Annotated in this window: 1 protein-coding gene (cut by a window edge); it reads right to left on the bottom strand. The window is 71.6% G+C overall.

From position 1 onward, the window contains the following. Window positions 1–24,554, bottom strand: partial view of a hypothetical protein gene (locus Q9R33_RS09650; protein ID WP_311293607.1) — the 5' portion only. 12,901 nt of this gene lie to the left of the window's left edge; 24,554 of the gene's 37,455 nt are visible here — the first part of the coding sequence; its start codon is at window positions 24,552–24,554; its stop codon lies off the left edge, out of view.

Here is a 24,554-nt window from a genome sequence, read left to right as displayed (position 1 = left end):
GAGAAGCCGATGCCGATGTCCTCGCCGAAGCCCACGTCGAGGGCGATCGCGAACCGGGCGACGACGCCCTGGCTCGTGATGGAGAAGCCGGAGTCGACGATCGTGAGCTCGCCGAACGGATCCAGCGCAGCGCGGCCGTTGACCAGGAGCGACAGCTCGGACGCGCTGATCGTGAGCACGACGTGTCCCGTGATCTCGAGCACGTTCAGCACCTTGAGCGACCCGTACATCTCGAGGCGGAAGCCGGCGATGACGTTGATCGTCTGGTTCTCGACGATGAGCCGGTCCTGCGCGTCGCGGGCGAACCCGCCGAACACCGGGCTGCCGTTGACGGTCTCGGTCTCGACCACGAAGGTGCGGATCTGACGCGCGTTCGAGAAGGTGTTGATCTCGAGGAGGAACTGGCCGTTGAGCGACAGACCGGGGATCGCATTGACCCCGAGGGTGAGCTGCACGCGCCCCACCACGCCGGTCTGCGCGCCGACGTAGACGGCGAGGTTCAGCGCGCCGGTGAGGGATCCGAGGTAGGGGATCGTCGTGCCGACCATGCCGTCGACCTTGAGATAGGCGGTGCCCGTCGGGTCGATCGCCGCCGTGATGCCGATGAAGCCGGTGAGGGTGAACGCTCCGCCGATGGTCAGCTCGGCCTGGATCGCGGCCACGACGTAGATGCTCGGCCCGGTCGCCGACGGATCGGGCTGGCCGTCGATCCCCGGGGGAGCGGCCGGGATGTAGAACACCGGCGCCTGCCCCGGCAGCAGCAGCGGCAGGAACGCGTTGGGCACGACGAAGGTCTGATCGGCGAGCGTCGTGTTGAAGACGACGTTCACCGAACCGGTGGCCGAGAAGAGCGAGCCGACGTTGGGCAGTCCGATGCCGACGCCGGTGGCGACGCGGATGCTGCCGGCGACGCCGGGCAGCGGGCCGTCCGTGCGGATCATCAGCAGACCCGTGACGGAGCCGTACTCGAGCCTGGCCGAGCCGTAGCCGAACGAGAGGTGCCCGGTCAGGAACATGTCCATCTTCGGCGTGGGGGGATCCAGCGAGATGTTCAGGTACACCCCGCCCTGCACCCGCATGAGCTCCGTCCCGCCGGGGGCGACGATGAGCTGACCGAGGATCTGGAACCCGAAGCTGAACGGCTGCAGGACGAAGGTCTCGGTCAGATCGGAGCCGCCGGGACCGACACCGGGGAGCGTGATGACCTCGGTCTTGACCTCGTTCGTGAGGTTGATGCGCAGCTGCGCCGAGCCGTCGAGGTGGATGCCGAACTGCTCGAGGAACTCGAAGTTCATCTCGACGGACGCGACGCCCCAGAACTGCGGGATCGGGTGCATCGGGTTGGTCGACTCGTCACCGACGAGCAGCACGAAGCGTCCGGCGGTGGCGCCGAGGGTCCCGAGCTTGTAGACCTCGATCTGACCGACGAACGTCAGCATGAACAGGTTGCGCGTCGTGTCGATCTCGAGGACGACCTCCGCGTGGATGTGCAGGAGCGGCTCGTCGAGGAAGTCGCCCGCCTGCAGCATGATGCCGCCCGAGAGCTCGATGAAGAACGACGTGCCCTGGACGATGAGCTTGAAGGTCTGCACGCCGCCGTCGGCGAGGTTGCCCGCCGTGTCGCGCCAGGCCCCCGGCGCGAACGTCACGGTGACGGTGCCCGCGGAGAGGTCGGATGCCAGCGTGTACGAGTAGCGGGCGATGCCGTCGCCGAACTGCACCCCGGCGTACGTCATCGCCTGCGTCCCGCCGCCGGTGAGCGTCAGGTCGTCGGCGCCCAGGCTCGTGGTGTCGACGGCCGCGCCCGCGACGGGGGTGAGACGCACCCCGATCCATGTGCGCGGCCGGATCACGGCGTCGGTGAGGTTCGCCTCGGCGGACGCTGCCGCGGGGTGGCTCGCCGCCGAGTAGATGACGCCCTGCGTGTTCTTCCACGACCCGTCGACGAACGCCACGGTGATGTCGCCCGCGACGTGGCCCGAGAAGAAGTAGCGGTACGCGGTGCCGGTCACCAGGAGCGCCGCGCCGATGACGTCGAGCTCGGTCGTGCCGACCTTGACGACGATCTCGGAGTCGGCGTCGGCGATGGTCGCGCCGTCGACCGGGAGGCCGCCCAGGGTGTGGAACGTGATGTCCACCCAGCCGCGCTGCGCGAGCTCGCCGACGTCGAGCACGGATCCCGGCGTCGGGTCGATGAGCGCCGCAGTGGGGGCGGTGACCGTGAAGGCCTCGGTCTCGGCCGAGTTGAGCACCCCGCCGATGTCGGCGAAGCTGCCGGCCCGGAACGTCATCGTGTAGGAGCCGACCGCCAGGTTCGCTGTGAAGGAGTAGCGGTAGGTGTCGCTCGTGCCCACGCGGACCGGTGCGGAGAGGGTGATCAGGTTGCCTGCGGCGTCGCGGAACTCGAGCTCATCGCCGTTGATGGTCGAGTGGTCGATCCCGGAGCCGGAGGCGCCGCGGAAGCGGATCTCGAAGTACTTGAGGCCGTTGACGAGGTCTCGGCCGATGGTGGCGCCGGCGATCTGGCGGACCGTCGCCTCGTTCGTGGTCGGCGTGGACGGGTTGTCCGGCACCGTCTGCACGACATCGCCGGTGGCGCCCACGACCTGGAAGGACTGGGTGAGGGTCGTCCCGGCCGGAGGCCCGCGGTCCGGATTCACGGTGAACGCCGTGAGGTCGAACACCACATCCACACGGCCCGGGAGGAAGGTGCCGCGCAGGAGGAACCGCCAGGTGTTGCCGCCGAGGGGGACCACGCCCGTGATCTGCACCCCGTTCGCCCCGGGGCCGCTGAGCACGAACTCGTCGCCGTCGACCGAGCCCGGGACGATCGCGTAGGTGATCCCGCCGACCGACACGGGCGGAATGAATGTCACGTCGAGGTAGGTGACCTGGCGGTCCGCCGCGTCGATCGTGACCGCCTGCGGGACCCCCGCCGGGGTGCCCGCGGACGGCTGCGCGCCGGTGTAGGCGGTGGTGCCGTCAGGGAGCGTGTACGACCAGCCGCCGGCCAGGAAGGTGACCTCCACGTCGTCGCCCGCCGCCAGCGGTTCGGCCAGCTGGTACCGCACCCAGACGACCCCGTCCTCGATGGACAGCAGGGTGCGCGCTCCGAGCGTCACCATCGCGCCGTTTACCTCCAGCGTGATCTCGGGGAGGCCCGCGATGAGGGTGGCGGTGTCGATGAGCAGTCCCGTCGGAACCGCGAACGGCACGTCGATGTAGTCGCGCGCGGGCGCCGTGTACGCGGCATCCGGAACCGGCGTCGTGGTGTCGGAGTACCCGACCTGCACCGCGGCGATCGTGACGGAAGACGTCGAGGCGGCCGCCGTCTCGCGCTCGACCACGACCGGCACGATGAACTCGAAGGCGCCCGCGCCCGCGCGGATGGCGCGCGACGTGTCGCGCACCACGGTCCAGCCGTCGGCCGACGCGGTGAACACGAGCGCGCCGAGACGACTGATCACGGATGCTGCATCGACCGCGTAGCCGGACGGAAGCCCTGCGCCCGCAGCATCCGGGAACGTCACGGTGATCTCCGCACTCCACGCGAGCGGCGGCTGCGGTGCCGGTGCCGGCGCCGTGACGGAGGACGCCGTCGGGGCGACCGCCGCGAGGTACGACCAGCCGCCCGCGAGCCGGGTCAGCTGCACCGAGAGGCCTGCTTCGTACTGTCCCGTGAGCCAGAAGCGGAAGCGGTGCGTGCCGGCCGGCGCGCCGGTGATCTGCGCGGGCGCTCGGGTGCCGTCCAGCACGATCGTGCCCAGGCCCTCGCCGAAGAGCTCGAACTCGGGTGCGAGGTCGAGGATCGAGGCGATGTCGAGGTTCCGGCCGTTCACCGCGGCGTCGAAATCGACGTCGACGTACGCCGTGGGCGTGACGGTGAGGGTCTGTCCCGGCTGGGCGCCCGCCGAGACGGTGCCCCGGTAGCCGAGCGGGCTCGCGGCCAGCGTGGCGGTCAGCGCGCCGCTGCCGACGGTGGTGACGATGACCGGGATGCGGAACTCGCCGGGCGTTCCCGTCGCCGTGATCGGCGCGGATGCGTCGCGCGTCAGCGCCCAGCCCGTGCCGCCGAGTGTCAAGCCGGCGAGGCGGCTGATGACGGAGTCGGGGTCGACGGTGAAGCCGGCGGGAAGCCCGAACTGTCCACCGGTCGGGAACAGGATGCCGACGCTGCCCGCGCCCGTCTCGGTGGGTTCGTCCGTGACGGTGAGCGCACCGCTGAGCGTGAACAGGTACGACCAGCTGCCGGACAGGAACGTGAGGTTGACCGCGCCGGTGGTCGCGAAGCGGCCGGTGAGCCAGTAGCGGTACGTCAGGGTGGTCGTGGTCGTGTCGACGAGCTGCGGCGCCTGCGTGCCGTCGAGCTGGATCGTGCCGAGGCCTGGGCCCGACAGCTGGAACTCGGCGGCGAGATCGGTGATCGACGCCTGGTCGATGGTGAAGAGCGTCGGCTTGGTGAACGTGACCGTGATCCACGCTCGGCCGTTCACGACGTTGATGTCGACGGAGGCGCCCGGGGTCGGGTTCGTGATGACCGCGGTCGCACCGGTCACGGTGAAGGACAGCTGCGTGGCGGCACTCGGGGCGCCGGCCGTCGTCCCCGCGGCCGTCGTGAGGTCGGCGTTCTTGACCGCGCCCTGCGCGAAGTCGATCACCCAGCGCCCCATGCCGAGGTCGTCCGTGCCGATCGCGTAGCGGAAGCGCGTCGTGCCGCTGATCCGCACTGCCGCGGCGAGCAGCTGGGAGTCGGTGATGGCGTCGGCCTCGACTCCCTCGGTCTCGGCGAGCGAGGCGCGTGTCAGGACGTCGACGCGTGCCCCGTCGGCCATGTAGAAGGCACCCGTGCTGTCGACCTGCAGTTCGGCCAGCGTCATGCCACCCGCGGTCGTCACCGCCAGGATCGGCACAGGGCGGGTGAAGGTGAACACCCGCGGCGGGTCGGACCCCCGGGTCAGGGTGAACTTCACCTGGTCGGTCAGGACGCTCGCGAGGTCGAGGCTCGCACCGGGGGCCGGCCTGTACGAGATGTCGAGGTACTTCGTCGAACCGGCTGCCCCGTTGACGACGCCGACGTCGATCGTGCCGCCGTCGCTCGTCGGACCTCCGAGATCGATCACCGGCGGTGTGCCGGTGGCGATCGGGTCCGCACCCTCGACCACGTCGAAGGCCACCTCGTTGCCGGACGAGTCCCGGAAGCCCATCTTGAGCTTCCCGTAGATGGTCAGCAGGCGCACCTGGTCGGGGAAGTCCGCGAGGAAGAGCACTGTGGCGTCGCCGTTGGCGACCTTCGACAGATCGGCGTAGAGGCGGCCGCTGATGGAGATGTTGTCCTGCGCGAAGTTCAGCTTGCCGATGATCAGGATCTTGCCGTCGGTCGAGATCTTGACGATCACCTGACCGTTGAAGACCGCTTGCGACGTGAAGATCGAATAGATGCGGGCAGACCCGGTGATCACCATCGGCGACGTGAACGCGGCGGCGAAGCCGCTCTGGCCCGGGTTCGTCGAGATCGTCCGGGCCTGCAGGGCGACCTGGTTCTGCAGCGACAGCAGCCACTCGGCGGCCGAGAGCACGGTCGGCAGCTGGAAGGCCGACGAGCGCAGGGCGAACGGATCCTCGATCGACGGCAGCGTCTTGAAGAACTCGACGCCGGCGGCGAAGTCGTTGAGCACCAGGCCGATCTGCGGCACCAGCATGATGCCGCCCGGGATGTTGGCCGTGATGTAGACCTGCAGCGGACCGAGCTCGGAAAGGCCCAGTCGCAGGCCGAACCCGGCGAGGCCGGCGATCGAGATCGTCCCCTCGAGGCCGAGGTAGAACACACGCTGATGCACCGCCGTCGTCGTGTCGAAGACGCCGATGATCGAGTAGTTTGAATCGAGTTTCAGGATGCCGCCGACCAGCCCTGCCGACACCTCGCCGCCGAACATCTTGCCCTTGACGGTGACGCCGATCGAGTCGATGCCGATGATCGGGAATTTGCCTTCGAGCAGCAGCGACGGCTGGATGCGGATGCCCTGGATGGCGCCGGTGATCTGCAGGCCCTGCAGCCCCTGAATGCCGGTCACGCTGGCCGAAAGGATCAGCACGAAGTCGCCCGGGCGGTTCTCGACGTCGTCCCACTGGATGCCGATCGCGTCGATGCGCACCGGGAGGAACGCCGGCCATTTGAAGGAGTCCCCGGTCGCGGAGCCGACCGAGAGGAACACTCCGAAGCCCGGCAGCGCCTTGAAGGAACCGTCACCGGTGATCGCGAAGTTGCGGCCCTCGCCGGCGATCACGAGCGAGCCGATCGTGACCTTCGCCCCGACGGCCTGCAGCTGGACCATGTACTCGGCGCCCTCGGCGCCGGTGTCGAGGCGGAAGTCGCGGGCCGTGAGGGTCACGTACGTGCCGAGGCGGATCTCGAGGGTGTCGACGGTGAGCTGGAACGCGTCGACCTTGCCGCCGCTGAAGGTGAGCGCGATGCGGAACGCCTCGTCGTCGGGCGAGCCGTCCGGCCGGCGGTCGTCTGCCGTCAGACGGTCTGTCAGGGTGGCGCCGTAGGCGCGGCCGGGGAAGAGTCTGGCGCCACCGGTCGCGATGTAGATCTGGCCGGTGAACCCGGCGGTCTCGGAGCTCGGCGCGCCGGCCGGCGGGAAGCGGACCTCGAGGCCGGAGACGCCGACACGGATGTCGTCGAGCTCGAGGATCCCGCCGAGTGTGATCTTCCGGTCCGCCGCCGTCGGCGCCAGCGTATTGCCCGGATCCGGCGTGCCGCCGGTCGTCGGGGCGATGCCGTAGGCCAGCTCGGCCGTGCCGAGCCGGAAGCCGTTGCCGTAGACGGTCAGGCCGGGGATGAGCCCCGCCCCGAGTGCGACGTCGTTGTTGGCGTTGATGTTGGAGGACGCGGCCGGGTTGTAGGGCCGCAGCGACCCGGTGATCCCGAAGGACGGGAGCGTGATGGTGGCGGTGTTGATCTTGACGATCTCCTGGTCGATGGCGCCCTTCGGGTCGTAGCCGATCTTGATGCCCGTCGCCTGGAGGCGTGCGACCCCGGGGATCTGCGCATCGAGCGCGGCGACCTGCAGACCCCACTTGCCGGTGAGGCGGATGTCGACGTCGCCGCCGAGGAGCCCGAACACGTCGACGGCGAGCTCGAACGAGCCCTGGATGCCGATGAGGTCGACCGTGACGCCGGAGCTCGTCTGCGCCGCCGACTGCTGACCCGTGGTCGGGTTGCCGCCGAAGGCGAGCGATGCCCGCTGGACGCCCACGATCACCGAGACGAGCACCTTGCCGTCGGCGAACCCGAAGCCGCCGAGGCCGATCGTCGGGCCCTGCAGCGTCAGCGGACCGAGCGCGAGCGGACCGCCGGTGGTGATCTCACCGGCCGCCGCGGGCGACACCGTGACCGACAGGCTCTGCGTGCCCTGCGTCGGTCCGCCGGACTGCACGATCGCGTCGCGGTCGAGCACGATCGAGATCGTGCCGGTGCCGGTGAACAGGCCCAGCGTGTTGTTCGGGTTCTTGTCCTTGAGGAAGTACCGGTAGGTGACGCTGGTCGAGCTCGCGGCGGCGCCGGCGATCAGGAGCGGCGCTCCGACGATCGTGGGGCGCGACCCCGTCATCTCAAGGTCTCCGACGAGGCCGCTGATCGTGAACGGCGCAACCGTCGCGTTCTCGATCGGTCCCTTGCTGATCGGGTCTGCCGGCAGCGTGCCGCCCGCCCCATCGGGCTTCGGCAGGTTCGTGAACGTGATGTCGATGTAGCCCTGCGCGTTCAGCTGGGCGAGGCTGATCGCCGGCGTGGCGATCGACGCGACCGGGGCTGATACGCCGCCCGGCGCGACGGGCGCCAGCCGGAAGAACTGCTCCTGTTCGCCGACCAGCGACGCGCCGCCCGCGGTCACGCTGCCGTCGATGAAGGTGATCGTGACGATCGCGGCGCCGGGCAGGGCGGGGCCGGTGATCGCGTAGTCCCAGGTGTTCGGCATCCCGGCGACCGCCACCGCTGTGCCGGGCGTCCAGGTGCCGGAGGCGCCGGCGACGCTGATGGAGAACTCGGGGTCGACGTCGGTGACCGAGGTCGCGAGGATCGTGCCGCTCGAGGGCGTGAAGCGCACCCGCAGCGTCGTGATGCTCGATCCGTTGAACACCGAGCCGCGGACCGGGTTGACGAGATCCGCCGTCACCACCGGAGCGGGCTGGGAGCAGATCGGCCGCGGATCCGCCGCGACGCAGGCGGTCTGCGCGACCGGCATCGCCGAGAGCATGGAGAACGCGGTGAGCTTGAAGTTCACCAGCTGGAAGCCGTTGACCGGCGAGATCGTGAAGCTCGCCAGGCCGCTCATGCTCGCGACGCTCGTGGCGCTGAAGCCCACGAAGATCGAGGCGTTGGACAGCGCGAGCGCCAGGGTTCCGTCGATCTGACGGTTGATGCGGAGCGAGCCGCGCAGGCTCACCGTGTCGCCCGCGCGGATCTCCATGCCGGTCGCGGCGAAGCTGAAGGCACCCGCCGCGACGGAGCCCGCGGCGATGGCGTTCGCGCCCGACCCGGTGGCGCTCGAGAAGGTGAACGTGGTGGCGTCGGAGGTGTTCACCTGGAACTGCACCGTGCCGACGATGTTGAGCCCGTCGAGCCCGAGCAGCGCGAGCTCGCCGGTTGCGCGCAGCGCCCACCCGGTGACGTCGCGCTTGAAGTCGACGGAGGCGTTGCGGATCAGCACGCCGACCGCGGCGGGGTTGAGCCCGCCGCCCGCGAGCTTCGACGGCCCCGACCCGATGAAGATCTCGAGGCCCGATCCCGAGAACGCATCGCCGCTGATCGCGAACTGACCCGCGCGGATCTCGAGCACGTCGCCGAAGCTGAAGTCGAGGTCCTGCACGATGAACTGGAAGACGGGCGCCGCGGGCACGTCGAGCGTGAGGGTCTCGCCGCCCACGACGATCGACTGCGTCACCTCGGCGCCCGTGGTGTTGACGGTGAACCCCAGCGAGGCCGACGCCGAGAAGCCCGGCACCGCGACCGCGGCCTTGCCCGTGATGATGCCCGCGATGCCTCCGGTGGTCGTCGTCCTGACCGGGCTGGTCGACGTCGTGGCGCCGGGGGAGAAGACGACGAAGAAGCCGGAGCCCTCCACGATGCCGGGGTTGTCGTCGCCGGTGTCCTCGCCGGCATCGAGCGTCACGTTCGCGAGCGCGATCTTGCTGACCTGGTTGACGCCCGAGCCGATCCGCTCGAAGGCGAAGTCCGCGGTGATCGTGAGGGTCTCGGCGCCGTTCTGGATGCCGATCTCGATGTTCTCGGCGGCCACGCGCAGGAACGGCCCCTTGGGCAGCCGCAGCACGCGGACATTGGCCTGCAGGGCCGCTTGGTTGCCGTTCGCGTTCCAGGTGACGGTGTACTGGTTGCCGGCGAGGGCGACCGTCACCCGATCGGTGGCGGCATCCGAGTCGAGGAGCGCCTCGATCGCGGCATCGACGACGGATGCTGCGGCCCCGACCGCGATCGGAGCACTGATCTCGCTCGCCTCGAGCACGCCGTCCTTGTCGGCGTCGATCGCGAGCGTGAAGCTGCCGCTGGGCGCCGACACGGTGATGCGCTGCACCTCGGCCGAGCCGGCCTTGCCGTCGGCCACCGTCGCCACCGAGACGCCGGCGAACTGGAACACCTCGTTCACGACGACCCCCTGGCCGTTCGTGACGAGCGTGTTCAGCTGCAGCGTGAGGTCGGCGGTGATCGTGAGGGGCAGTCCCGGGGTGGTGACGCTGCCGGCGATCTCGCCCGCCATGCCCGTGGGCGTGATGATGAACGCGCCGCGCCCGTTCGTCAGCCGAACCCCGACGTCGTCAGCGGTCGACGCGAGGTCCGTCCCCGGGTCGCCGAGGAAGAGCTCGACGTCGGTGAAGGCCATTCGCACGATCTTGGCGCCGGCGGCGGTCTTGGTCTGCTCGAAGACCGCGACGCCCTTGAGCGTCTGGCCGAGGATCCCGATCGCGGCCGGGTCGCCGACGAGGCCGACCTGCACGCGGAGCGTGTTCTTCGGGATGGAGAACGCGACCGTCGATCCGCCGACCTCGAGCGACGGGTTCGCGTCGATCAGTGTGTTGTTGACCTGCACGATGATGTCGGCGTCGACGGAGACGCCGGGCAGCACTGCGGGGTTCAGCGTGATCCCGGCGACGAGCGCTCCGGCGATGCCGCCGCGGGTCACCTCGATGATCCCCGCGGAGATGGTGGCGGTCACGTAGGTGCGGGTGCCGTCGCCGAGCTCCAGCACCACGTCCGACAGCGCCAGGGTGATCCGGCCGCTCGGGGTCTCCTTCGCGAACGCGAAGTCGCCCGTGAGGCGCTGCCCCATCACCTCGAGGGAGATGTCGAGCCCCGCGACCTTGAGCCCTGACGCGATCGTCGCGCCGTCGACCGGGTACGGGTTGACGAGGGTGTTGATCTGGACCTCGAGCGTTCCGGAGAACGACACCCCGGGGATGAACAGCTCCACGGTCGCCTGGATGCGCCCCGCGATGCCGCCGGCGACCGGCCCGCTCTTGCCGACGATGTCGAAGGCGCCGGAGCCGTCGCGCACGACGACGACGTCGCGATCCGGCGTCCCGAGGCGCAGCGACACGTTGGCGAAGCGGATCTTCTGGGTGGTCACGTCGTCGGGCGTGCCCACGCTGCCATCCGGGCCGATCGCCGTGGACTTCTCGAACGAGATGTCGGCCGTGAGCTGCTGACCGGCGATCGTCAGTGTGAGCGCGGTGACCCCGACCCTGAAGTACGGACCGGCCGGAAGCTCGAGGGTGAGCGTCTGGCCCCCGACCACGAACTCCTCGTCCACCGCGACGGGGACGATCTTGGTGCCGACGGTCCGGCGCATGTCGCTGATCTGCACGCCTACCGTCGCGGTGGCCTGGAGGCCAGGGCCGAGGCGGATCGACGCCGTCGCGGTGATCGACGCGCCGATGCCGGCGCTCGTCACGAGCACGAGAGCCGTGCCGCCCGTGAGCCGCATGCCGATGTCGTCCGCGACGTCGGCAGGGGAGTCGCCGGGGGTTCCGCCGTCGTCGCCCACGAACAACGCCACATTCGTCGCCGCGATGCGCAGGATGTTCACGTCGTCGGACGTGCCCGCGCGCCCGTCGGCTCCGCCGCCACGCACCTGCTCGAACAGGAAGGTCCCCGACAGCGACTGGCCGAACACCGTGACCCCACCGGTCACCTCGACGCGCACGAATCGGCCGGCCGGAAGGTCGAGGCTCAGCGCGCCGAGCGTCGTCTTCACGGCGGTGGGCGCGGTGTTGATCTGCAGCCGGATCGCGAGCCCGGTGCCGAGCGAGAACGGGATGGTGTCGAGGCCGACGAGGTCGATATTCGCCGAGACGTCGACCGCCATGCCGGCGGAGGTCAGCAGGAACGCACCGGTCCCTCCGGTCAGGCGCAGCCCGACGTCATCGGCGTCGCCGGCGCCCTTCGGGTCGCCCAGGAAGAGCCGGACGTCGGATGCGGTGACCTTGACGACGCGGGAGGCGCCGACGCCCGCCTGCTCGAAGGTGAAGTCACCGGTGAGGGTTTGACCGGCGAGGTCGAGGGCGAGGTCGTTCACCGAGAGGGCGAAGGCCTTGGTTGCCGGTCGGGTGTCGATCGAGAGCGTCATCGCGGCGGAGGCGGCCACGCCGGGCACGGTGAGCGCGACGGTGCCCGACACGAAGCCGAACATTCCCGTCGCCCCGAGCTCGAGCGTGCCCGTGCCGCCCGCGAGCATCAGGATGTCCGTCCCGCCGTCACCGATCCGCAGACCGACGTTCACGAGCACGATCGTGGTCGTCGTCCCGGAGCGTTCGAACGCGAAGTCGCCGGTGAGCGACTGGCCGGCGATCGCGAGGACGACGCCCGTGCCGCTCACGCGGACGGCGAGGTTGCCGGGCAGGTTGAGCGCGACCGTGCGTCCGCCGACGGTCACGGACTCCGTGACCGGGGTGGCCGACTGATTCATCGCCAGCGCGAAGGAGCCGGCGATCGTCACCCCGGACGGCAGCAGCGCGCCGAGGTCGAGGGTTCCCCCCAGACGCATCGCCATGCCCGCCGGCGTCAGGACGATGATCCCCTCGACACCCGTGAGGATCGGCGCATCGGATCCCAGCTGGACGGCGCCTCCGGCCACGGCGATGACGGTGCGCGCCGCCCCGCCGCTCGACGTCGCCTGCTGGAACAGCAGGTTCGCGGTGAGGGTCACGTCGCCGATCACGACCGCGATGCCTTCGCCGGCGATCCGCAGGTACGGCCCGGCCTCCAGTCGCGTGTGCGTGGGATCGGCGAGCACGACAGCCTGGCCCGACCGGTTGATCTCGAACCGCAGCGCGGACGCCGAGACGGTGACGCCGCCGCCGAGCGAGATGCTCGCACCTTCGATGGCGAGGATTCCGGCGAGCCCGGTGGCGCCGATCTGCAGAGCCCCCGCCAGCGAGAGCTCTCCGATCGGCGCTCCGAAATCGGCGACCGCGGCGATCGAGACGTCGACGATCCGGACGCCGCCGACGGTGCGCTGCGAGAAGGCGACCTCACCCTCGGTGAGCAGGAATCCGCCGATGTCGATGGTGATGTTCTCACCGGCCACGGAGATCGAGCTCGCCGCCGGATCGGTCGTGTCGAGCACGACCGCGAAGTCCCCGCTCACGAGGATCCCCGGAAGCGTCACCGCGAGGGTTCCGCTCACCCTCCCGGCGACGCCGGTGGCGCTGAGGACGAACTCGCCCTCGCCCCCGGTGAGCGACACGAAGTCCGTGGTGCCGTCGCCGAACCCGGCGGTCGCGTCCGCGATGGTGATCACCGTGGTCGCCGACGGACCGCTCCCGGACTGGGTGAAGGTGAAGTCGCCCGAGAGTCGCTGCCCGGCGACGACGATCGCCACATCGGCGCCCTCGACGCGGAGGAAGGGGCCGGCAAGCAGGTCGAGTGCGACGGTGGTTCCGTCGAGCTGGAAGCTCTCGTTTACCCCGGGCCCGGAGTTGACAGCGACGGTGAACGTGCCGCTGAACTGCACGGCGTCCCCGGGGACGAGGAATCGGACCGTGCCGGTGACGCGTCCGGCGAGCCCCGAGTCCCGCATGAGGAACACGGCTGAGCCGTCGGTGAGCCGGACCCCCGCAGTGGCGGTGCCGAGCGACAGCGTCAGCGCCGAAGCGATGATCACGGTGGTGCTGGGTGCCGGGGTTCCCGGGGGAGCGCTCGGCAGCACCGGCCCGCGCACCTGCGAGAAGACGAAGACACCGGAGAGTGTCTGGCCCGCGATGGTGAGGGCCGCCGGCGTCGCGAGGGTGCCCACCTGAACGCGCAGCGAACTCGCGGGCAGCACCACTCCGCCGACGGTGCGGGCCGCCGTCGAGGTGTTGAGCTGCAGGCCGATGTCGCCCGTCAAGTCGACCTCGTCGCCCGCGTTGAGCGTCAGGTTCGCGACCAGGACCGTCGCGAGGCCCTGCGGTGTGAGTTCGAGCGTCCCGGCGGCGACGGTGGCGATGGCGACGCCGTCTCCGAGGCTGAGGGTGAGGGGCGATCCGCCGTCGCGGGCGTCGGCCCCGAAACGCACGCGCAGCCCGCCTCCGGCGAGCGTCTCGAAGGCGAACGTGCCGGTGAGCTCCTGCCCGGCGACTGCGAGGGTGAGGTCGCCGACCACGAGCAGATGCGGCGCTCCCGCCGCGCCCTCCGCCACCGTGACGGCATCGTCGCCCGTGCCGAGCACCTGCTCGGTGGTGGTCTCGTTGTAGGAGATCCACGCCGTGCCCGCGATGGTGACGCCCGGGATGCCCACGAGCTCGACCGTTCCCGAGATCGCGACGACGCGGCTCCCGGTGGTGCCCTTGACGAAGCCGTTGACGCCGGTGAGGTAGAGGCCGACGGCGAAGGGGTTGCGTGCGTCGTCCTCGACGAATCCAGGACCTTGCCCGACGAACACCGTGAGGTCGGACACGGCGAGCTCGGCGCCGCTGAAGTCGACGCTGCCGATGATCTCGACGAAGTCGCCGAGCTTGATCGAGCCCGATACCGCCAGGGCGATGAAGGCGCCTCCGGCGTCGGCGATCTCATCGGCCGCGAAGACGAGCGGCACGTCCACTCCGCCCACCGCGATCGTCTGGTTGAGCGGCTGCGTCGTGCCGTTGTACCGGACAGCGACGGTGGCCTCCGCCTCGAGCCCGCCCGCCGCGGCCGCGATGGCGCCGGAGAACGTGCCGACGATGCCGCCGGTCGTCAGCAGGAACGCACCGCGACCGTCGACGATCTCGAGCCCATCGCCACCTTCAGGCGTCAGGGCGACCGAGACGTCGCTGAACGCGATGGTCGTGACTCCGGTCGCGGTACGGCTGAGGAGGAAGTTCCCCGAGAACGACGGGCCGCCTGCGACGCCCAGCACGCCGCCGGTGACGGCGAAGTGCAGGAAGGGTCCGGCGGGGACGTCGATGCCCAGGTCGGTGCGGCGCACCGCCGCGGTCGACGTGTTGATCGCGAACTCGATGTCGCCGCCGAGCGTGAGACCTGCGGGGAGCGAGAAGATCCCGGTCACGCTGCCTGAGAAGCCGGCAGCGACACCGCCCGGCGTCACAACCAGGGCACCCGACCAGTGGTGCGCCGCGGTGACGTTCACGAACGTCCCGAGCTGCAGCGTGAGGTCGGTCACCGCGAAGGCGACCTCGCCGGTCGGGGTGCGGCTGACGAGCACGCGGGCGGCGCCGAGCGACTGGCCCGCGACCGTGATGCTCGCGCCGGTCACCTCGATCTTGAGGCCCGGCTGCACGACGACCTCCGCAGGCCCACCCGGGTCGAGGGTCACCGCGGCGAGGCCGGAGTTGACCTGCACCGCGACGTCGCCGCTCACCGCCAGCCCGGGCACCGTGACTTCCAGCGTGGCCTCGAGCGACCCCGCCATGCCGGCGGCCGTGATCCGGAAGGACCCCTGGATGCCCGTGACGCGCACGAGGGGCGACGTCGGGGTCCCGAACGCGATGACGCCGCTCGACACCGTCAGCGTGAGCGCGGTGCCCTGCGTGACGACCTCGATGTCCCCGGCGAGGGTCTGGCCCGCGATGACGATCGCGACGTCGTCGCCCACCACCCGCAGATACCCGCCCGATCCGCCCGATCCGCCCGCGGGGAGGTTCACCGACACGGTGCCCGCACCCACCCGGACGGTCTCGTCGACCTCCGCGGAGGTGGTGTTGATCTCGATCGTCAACGTCGCGGCGATGCTGACGCCGGGCACACCGGTCAGCGCGGCCGTGCCCGTGACGCGGCCCGCGAGTCCGCCGGTCGACGGGAGCACGAAGAGCGCCTCGCCACCCGTGAGTGAGAGCGCCGCGGAACCCGCACCGATCGAGACCGAGACGTTCGTCAGCGCGATGCGGGTGACCACAGAGTCGTCGGTGCCGCCCGCGACGCCGTCGGCACCGTAGGAGGTCGCGCGTTCGAACGCGGCATCCGCGCGGATCCGCTGATCCAGCACCGTCAGGACGACCCCGGTCCCCGCGATGCGCAGGTACGGCCCGGCGGGGACGTCGATGGTCACGATGCCGGCGCCGACCTGGAGCGTGTCGTTCACCGCGAGCGAGGTCGTGTTCACCTGCAGGTCGAAGGCGCCCTCGAGGGAGAAGGCCGAGCCCGACACATCCACCGTGAGCGCGAGCGAGCCGGCCACACCGCTCGGGGTGATGACGAACAGCCCCGAGCCGTCGCTCACCGTGAGCGGGCCGAGGGCGAGGGCGACGTTCGCGACGCCGACCCGCACCACCGTCCCGGTCGCGCCGGTCACCTGCTCGAAGGTCACGTCGGCGCTGAGCGACTGGCCGAGCACGGTGATCGTGAGGTTCTCGCCGCCGACGCGAATCAGGCCGCCGGGGAAGGCTTCCGACCACCCCGCGACGGTCTGCGCCGTGCCCGTCGTGTTGAAGGCGACGGTGATGGTGCCCGTCACCGCGATGTCGGAGACCCCGAACGCGACGGCGACGGTGATCGCGCCGTATGCCCCTTCGGGTGCGAGCACGATCGTCGCCGTCGAGCCGGTGCCGGATGCCGGCTGGCTCACCGTGAGCAGCGGGGCCGCTCCGCCGAGCACGATCCGCGTGTTGCGAAGGGTGAGGGTCAGCGTGCCGCCGTCGTCGACGACCTCGATGTCGGTGGTCAGCGTCTGCCCGGCGATCGTGACCGCGACTCCCGTGCCGGCCACCCGCACGTAGCCGGTCGCGCCGCCCGCCGGCAGCGCGAGCGTCAGGGTCTGGCCGCGGACGAGGAACGTCTGGTCGACGGCATCCGTTCCGGTGTTGAACTCGACGGCCAGTCCGGCCGAGATGGCGACGCCGGGGACGTCGAGGGTCAGATCACCGGTGATGCGGCCGGCGAAGGTCGAGGAGGCGCCCGCGGACGACAGCAGGATCAGCGCGGCTCCGTGCGACAGCACGAGGGCGTCGCCGGCGAGCCGCAGCTCGACGTCCGTGGCGGCGATCCGCAGGAGCGTCTTCGTGGTGTCCGGCGCACCTCCCGCGCCGAGCGGCGTGACCCGCTCGATCGCCAGGTTCGCGGTGAGCGACTGGCCGAGCACCTGGAGCGTGAGGCCTGCTCCCTCGAAGCGGAGGTACGGACCAGCGGCGACGTCGAGCACCTGCGCCGTGGTTCCGACGACCACCGACGCCTGCACGCGCGCTCCCGTGGTGTTGAGCACGAGGGACAACTCGCCCTCGAGGCTCGCGTCGGCGCCGAGGCGCACCGAGATCGTGCCGTCGATGCGTCCGGCGAAACCTGCCGACGTGAGCACGAGGAGGCCGGATCCCGCGCTCAGCCGCACGCCCAGGTCGTCGTCGAGAGCGGTGCCGGTGTCACCAGGGGTACCGCCGTCGTCGCCGAGGAAGAGCGCGACGTTCGTGAGCCCGACGACCGTGGTGGCGACGCCGTCGGCCGTCACCCTTTCGACGGCGATGTCGGCGCGGATCGTCTGTCCGAGCACGGCGAGGTCGAGGCCGGTGAGCGCGACCCGCAGGTACGGCCCGGCGGGAAGCGCCGCGGTGCCCACGGTCACGGCTGCCGCCGACGTGTTGATCGCGAGCTCGGCGAGCACGGCGTTCACGCCGAGGGCGGCGATCGTGATCGTGGCGCTCAGTGTGCCCGCCACGCCACCGGAGCGCACGACGAGGTCGCCCTGGATACCGGTGACGGCGACGGCATCTCCGAGGGCGATCGCCCCGCCGCTGACCGAGAGGGTGAGATCGGTGCCGTCACGGCCGAACGAGAACGTGCCGCTCAGCGATTGCCCGCCGAAGGCGAGCGTCGCCCCGGTGACGACGAACTCGGCGATCGCAGCATCCGTAGCGAAATCGACCAGCACGCCCGGCGCGGTGCTGCCCGGGATCTCGATGGTCTGCGTGACCGCCAGGCCGGTGTCGTTGACGCGCACGCTGGTCGTGCCGGTGATCGTGACGCCGGGCACGCCGATGATGCTGACCGTGCCCGTCGCGACGAACGCGTGGCCTCCGCCCATCTCCACGAGGCCGATCGTGGCGTCGGTGAGGAGCACTCCCATCGCGAGAGGGTTGAGCGCCCCGGATTCGAGGAACGCCGGGCCTCGCCCGAGGAAGATCGTGAGACCGGATGCGGCGACCACGCGCACCGGCACGCCGCCGATGACCGTGTCGCTGAAGGTGAGATTGCCCTCGATCGTGACGAAGTCGCCGATCGTCAGGGTGAGGTCCGACGCGGTCAGGCTGAAGATGATGTCGCCGCTCGCCGGCGCCGGGAGCTTGAAGACCAGGTCCGAGCCGCCGACGCGCAGAACCGTGTCGATGGCGGCCGCTGTGGTGTTGATCTGCAGCAGCACGGTGCCGTCGACCGACACGCCTCCGCCGCCGAGCGACGCCGACCCCGACAGGAAGCCCGCGACACCGTCGGCGCGGAGGATCAGCGCACCCGACCCGTCGAACAGCGACGGGTCCGCATCGCCGTCGAGCGTCACGGCGACGCCCGTCATCGCGACGATCGTCTCCGCCGTTCCACCCGGCGCAGTCGATCGGGTGAAGGAGAACGAGCCCTCGATCGTGCCCGCCCCCAGGATCTCCGCGGTGAGCCCCGACACGTCGACACGAAGATAGGGTCCTGCCGGCAGGACGCCGCTTCCCGGGTCGAGCGGCCCCGGCGTCGTGTTCACCGCGACGCCCACCGTCGTTCCCGTCACGGAGAGGAACTCGGGCACGCTCAGGTTCGCGGTCGCCGAGATGCTGCCGGCGACGCCGGCGGGGGTGATCAGGAACGCCCCGGTGATGGCTGAGACCGAGACGAACGAACCGAGGCTCGCCGTGCCGCCGGTCACCGCGACGCGGTATGAGGCCGAGCCCGACGCGACGGTCCGCTCGAACCAGACGGCGCCGGTGATCGACACCCCGGCGACGGTGAGCACGAGGGAGGAGGCGCCGACGCGGAACGTACCGGGCGCGATCGCGCTGTGTGCCGCGGTGTCCGTGTTGAATTCCACGGTGAGCGAGCCGGCGCTGATGCTCACTCCGGGAAGGACGAGGGCCGGCGTGCCGGTGAAAGAGCCCCAGACACCGCCGGCGCCGACGCCGAGCGTCGCCGTCACACCGGTGACCGTCAGGATCCCGTCACCGAAGGCGAGGCTGCCGTCGGTGATGCCGATCGTCGTCACACCACCCGTGCGCTCCACCGATACAGACCCGGTGAGGCGCTGGCCGGCGACGGTGAGCACGATGCCGGTGCCCGACAGCTGCAGGTAGCTCGCGCCTCCGGCCGGGAGGACCAGCGCGACGTCCGTCCCGCCCACGGTGACGGTGGTGTCGACGTCCGCGCCGGTCGTGTTCAGCCGCACGGCCAGGCCGCCCGTGAACGAGACGCCCGGCAGGGCGACCGCGACGACGCCGGTGAACGAGGCGGCGACGCCGGCAGCCGAGATCACGAGCGCCCCAGCGCCCTTCGTCAGCGTGACGACGGGCGTGCCGCCCGCGGAGAACACCAGCCGGCCGCCTGCGATCCCCGCCCGGACCACCACCGCGCCGGCGGCGTCGACGCCGCGTTCGAAGGTCACGTCGGCGGTGAGCTCCTGACCCGCGACCGTGATCACCGTGCCCGTGGCCTCGATGCGCAGATACGGTCCGGCGGGCAGATCTCCGACGGCGGCGGATCCGGTGTTCACCGCGACGCCGACCAGCGATGCGAACGAGAAGCCGGTGACCTCGGACGAGATGCCCGCGCTCAGCCGCCCGGCGACGCCCGTCGATGTGATCGTCAGGGATCCGGTGATGTCCGAGAGGGCGAGGAGGTCGGTCGTGCCCGACGCGATCGCGAAGGCGCCGCCCGCGACGGTGATCCGCGTCTGGGTCGCGCCGTCGATGACAGCGCTCTCCACCGTGAACTCGTCGAACGTGACCTGCTGTCCGGCCAGCGCCAGGACGACTCCCGCTCCGCTCACCCGCACGTGGCGATCCGCGGCGGCAGTGCTGAGGTCGAGGTCGAGCGACGTGTCGAGGGCGAGACCGGGAACCGAGATCCGCAGGTCGCCGGTCAGCGTGGCGGTGGCCTCTCCGCCGTCGAGGGTGAGGGTGCCTCCGGCGTTCTCGAAGCGGGCGGATGCCGCGCCGGCGCCGAACGCGAGCGACAGATTGGCGACGGTCACCGTGAATCCATCGGCCGTGGTGGCGAACGCCAGGTCGCCCGTCATCGCCTGTCCCAGCACCGTGATCGTGAGTCCGGTCCCGCTGTAGGTGTCGCCTTCGGCCGCGGCGAACGAGATGGTGACGTCTCCGGAGCCGTCGCCGAGCGCCACGACCTCGTCGACGACGCCGGTGAACCCGTTCACGCGCGCACGGAAGAGTCCGCTGACGGAGACGTCCGTCCAGCCGGTGAGGGAGACCGTGCCGCTCGCGTCCAGCGCCATCGCCGTGCCGGTGGCCGACGACTCCACGTACAGGCCGACGACGGCGCCCGTGAGCGCGAGGCCGCCACCGAGGTCGATGCCGAGGTTCCGGGCCGCGATGGCGACGGTCGTCGTGCCGGTCGCCGTGTCGATCTCGACTCGTCCGGCCAGCGTCGCGGTGACCAGGCCCGTCGCGACGACCGTCGCGGTGAGCACGCCGCTGACGCCGGCGGGCGCGAGCACGAGGGTGCCGCCGCCGTCGGCGAGGTCGAGGGTCTGCGCGCTGCCCGAGGCGAGTGTGGCACGGAGCTCACTGACGATGAGCGTCGTGACGCCCGCCGCGTGCGTGATGCGCACCCTGCCGGTGAGCGTGGTGTCGGCGATGTTCAGCTCGATGTCGCCCGCGAGCGAGAGCCCGTCGGTGCCGTTGTAGCTCAGCGTGGCGTTCGACACCGTCAGTCCGGATCCGCCGGCGGTGAAGCTCACGGTGCCGCCAGTGAGCGTGAAGTCGACGTCGCCGGTGTCGTCGCGGGAGACCAGGCGCAGCGTCCCGCCGGTGATCTCGACCGCATCGCCGAACGCGGCGGAGACCCCGGTGGCCGTGATCGTGAGGTCGGAGCCGTCCTGGCTGAGCGTGGCCGACGACACCGCCAGCTCCGCGATCTCGGTGCCGCCCGACGACACCGAGATGCCGAACGACGTGTCGGGGGCCGCCGGGCCCAGGGTGATCAGGAGGCTCCCGGCGTCGAGCGTCGTCGCGCCCGCGAGCGTGTAGGTCGCAGTCACCGCGGCGCTCGCCCGGATGCGCAGGGCGCCGACCGCGAGGTCGAGCTGGAGCGTCGCGGTGAAGCTCGCCGTCCCCGTGTACGGCGAGGTGAGCCCGCTCAGCGCGATCGAGAGGTGGATGCCGGTCAGCGAGAGCGCGTCGCCGAGCACGATGTCGTCGAGGTCCTGGTCGTACGGGTGGCTCGCGATGTACGCCTCGAGCTGCTGCACGATGACGCCGACGATGCCGGCGAGCGGGGAACCGGCGACATAGTCCGAGAAGTGGGGGAGCGCGGCGGTCAGCGTGCCTGCTGCGGCATCCGCGGTGGTCGCGATCGCCTGCACCGAGCCGTCCGGTGCGACGTACCAGATGCGCGGCTGGCCGATCGTGCTGGCGACGGCGATGGTCAGCACCGGATCGATCAGGAACGTCGAGATCAGGGCGCCGGTGCGGGCGTCGTACGCCCGCAGGTCGAAGACGGCGGAGCGGGTGAGGATGCCGGGGACCGCAGCATCCCGTGCGGTGATCGAGACCCAGGCATCGGCGGGCAGTGCGCCGGCGGCGAACGAGAGGGTGGCGCGGCCGAGGGCGACGGTGCCGCCTGCGGCGGCGGAGACGAGGACGGCCCCGGCAGGCGGCGTGATCGCCGGCGTCTGCTCGGAGGGCGAGACCTCGAGGGTGGCGGTGGGGTCGAGGAGGGTGATGGCGGCGTCGACGTCGACGCGGAGGGAGACGGGTCCGTCGGCCCCCGGGGGGCCGCGCCCGGCGTGGAGCACCACGTCGCCGCCCGACAGGATGTGGCTGCTGACGCGTACCGTGCCGGCGCGCACGGGGGAAGGGAGCAGGAACGTCTCGCCGCCCAGGGCTCCGGAGCCGCCGGTCGTCGTCGTACCGCCGCTCACGGCGGCGAGGCTGACACCGCCACCGGAGCGCAGCGGCGCCGACCCGGCACCCAGTGAGCCGAGCGAGGTGGTGACCGTCGCGGCGATCGCGACGCCGCCGAAGGCGCGGACGGGAACAGCGGTCGGGGCGAGCGCGGGCAGCGACGCCGTCGCCCCGCCGAGGCCTGCGAGCACCGACACCGCGGTCGATGGTGCACCGGCACGACCTGTCGCGACGATGGCCGTGGCGTCCGACCGCCCGACCGCGGCGAGCTCCACCGCCCCGGCGACATCGGCGCCGCGCGCCAGTCGCACGCTGGCGTCGTGGACACCAAGGGCGAGGGCGGCACCCGCGCCGGTGGCGCGGACGGTCGCCGTCTGCTCGGCGCGGAGCGAAAGGTCGCCGGCGACCGTGAGCGGCGAGCCGCCGTCGATCGAGGCCGAGGTGAGCGCTGTCGACGAGACGAGCGCCCATCCCGCGCCGCCGTCAGCGGCGACGGCGTGGCGCGCGGTGGCGCGAACGGTGAGATCTGAGACGCCGCTCAGCTCGGCTCCTTCGCCGACCGCGGCGCCTGACACCTCGCGCACGACGAGAGCCGTGATGCCGTCAGCTGCTTCCGCGGTCGCGTCGATGGACGAGTCCGCCTGGACCGTCGCCTGCGTCTCGTCGAGAACGACCTTGGCCGACGGGGCGAAGCGGGCGATTGTCTCGAGGAACGCGCGGCCGACGGCGACCGCTCCCGCGTGCGGGTTCGCCGCGAGCGCCGCCCCGCTGAGCTCGGACTGCGCGGGGGTCGAGCCACCGGTGCCGGCCGCGACCACGCGCAGCGATCCCGCGGCGGTCGCGAGCAGGAAGAGCCGCGCCGCGGTGATCGACTGATCGCCCTCGACGACGGCATGCGTGAGCCGCACGACGTCTGCCTCGGCGAGTCCGATCCCGGCGCCGCCTGCGGCGATCGCGCTCGCGGATGCGGCGTTGCGCGCTTCGATGCGGACGCTGCCGGGGGTGGTGATCGAGGTGCTGCCGCCCAGGCGCGTCACGGCCGACGACTGGTTCTTCACCAGGGCTGCGAGGCCGTTCGCGGAGGAGGCGGTCGTCGAGGAGCTGCTGAGCAGCACGTCGCCGGTCGCCGAGATGGCGGAGTCCACCACCGCGACTCCTGCGGACGACGACGACCACGGGCCTGTCGCATCCGTCGAGTCGGCGCGCAGCGTCACCTCGCCGCCGGAGAGCCGCGCGCCCGTGACGGTGATGGAGGCCGCGGCATCCTCTCCGTGCGTGCTCGTGTCGCTCGCGAGGAACGTGATCGCTCCGTCGCGGTCGGTGCCGGTCGTGTCGACCGACGCGCCGGAGCGCACCGTGATCGATCGCGCCTGGATCGTGAGGTCGGCCCCCGGAAGGACGACGGCACCGTCGACCGCCACGGCGCTGCGGCCGGTGATCAGCGCCGCCACACGCGGGGCCAGGAAGGTCAGGCTCGCGACCACGGCGTCCAGTCGCAGCCGGGCGGGCGCGCCCGACAGTACGACAGCAGCCGGGAGGCCCTTCACCAGCAGAGCGTCGAGCGCCCCGTCGATCGCGAGCGCGAGTCCCGCGATGCCGGTGAGGTCGACGGTGAACGACGCAGCGCCGTCGACGCCGCGCACGACGACGTGGGTCAGCCCCTGCGCCTCGACGGCGACGGTCGCGCCGGAGCCGGAGGTGAAGACGATCCGCCCTCCGACGAGGGCGATGCCGCCGGCTGCGGCCTCGGCCGCGGTCAGGGCGAGGGTCGCGGTGCCGTCGGCGACGGTCCAGCCGAGGCCGGCCGCGGTCGGCGGCGCCGACATCTCCGGCGTCGTCGCGTCGGTGGGCGGCGTGTCGGCGGACGGCTCCACGGTGTGGGGCGCGGCCGGCGCCTCTGCCGTCGGCTCGACCACCGGCGCGGGCACCTCTGCCGGTGCGGGCTCCGCCGGTGCGGGCTCCGCCGGGGCGGGCTCCGCCGGTGCAGGGGGCTCGGGCGCGGGGAGGATCGACGCGTCGACGCCCCGGCTCTCACCGGGCGACAGCGTCTCGGCCATGAGCCCGCCGCCGTGGCCGGCGCCGAGCGCGTGTCCGACCTCGTGCCGCACGACGGTGAGGAGGTCCATGCGTGACCAGCCCCAGCCGGCGGCGTCATCGTCGATCACGATCGTGCGACCGGATGCCTCGCCGAGGCGGCCGTCCGGCAGCGAACCGACGGACGCGGTGATGCCCGAGACGTCCGCTCCGGTGTTCGCCCACTCGCCCAGGACCTGCGCCAGGGCGCCTGCGAGCGCGCCCGCGCCGAGGAACTGGTCGGGGCCGACGGGGTCGCCGGGCGCGCTGGACGCGGTCATGGGCTGCGCGGCGTCGTCTTCCTCGGCCGCAGGCGGCGGGGTCGGCGTCGGTGTGGGCGGGGGCGTCGTCACTCCCGCGCCGTCGTCGCCGGAGATCGTCGCATCGCCGTTCTCCATCGGGCACGAGATCGACGCGGGCTGCCCGTTGGTCCCGCCGACGGTGGTGCACTGGCTCGTCGAGAGTGCCTTGGCGAGCGCCGCGAGCGCCTCCTGCAGCTTCGCATCCGCTTCCGCCTGGGCCTGCGCGGCCTGCTGGGCCACGGCCAGCTCCGTGACGTACGCGCTCTGCTGCGCACGCACGACGCGCTCGCGACGAGCCGCCTCCGTGCGCCGGTCCTCTTGAGCGGCGAAGACGGAATCCAGCGCTGCGCGAGCCTCGTCGCGGGGCAGCACCTGGACGACGACGACCTCGGCGTCGCGCAGGTGGATGATCTCGGCCGGGGTCTGCGCGGGAGTCGTTGCGGGAGCTGTCTGCGCCGCCGGCGCTCGCTCGACCGCGGGGGGCTCCGGGGCGGCGGCATGTGCGGGTGCGACGCCGGCGACGACGAGTGCGACGCTCACGAGGGCGGCGATGGCGGCGGAGCCGGCACCGTGCGCGCGCCGCAGAGCGGCGCTCTTGCGCGCACTCGATTCAGCGGCCCCCGACGGCACGATTCCCCCCAC

Origin of the sequence: Microbacterium sp. PRC9 (assembly GCF_031844125.1) — a bacterium.
GTDB lineage: Bacteria > Actinomycetota > Actinomycetes > Actinomycetales > Microbacteriaceae > Microbacterium.
Note: the sequence above shows the minus strand (reverse complement) of the source record. Positions and strands in the feature narration are given on the sequence as shown.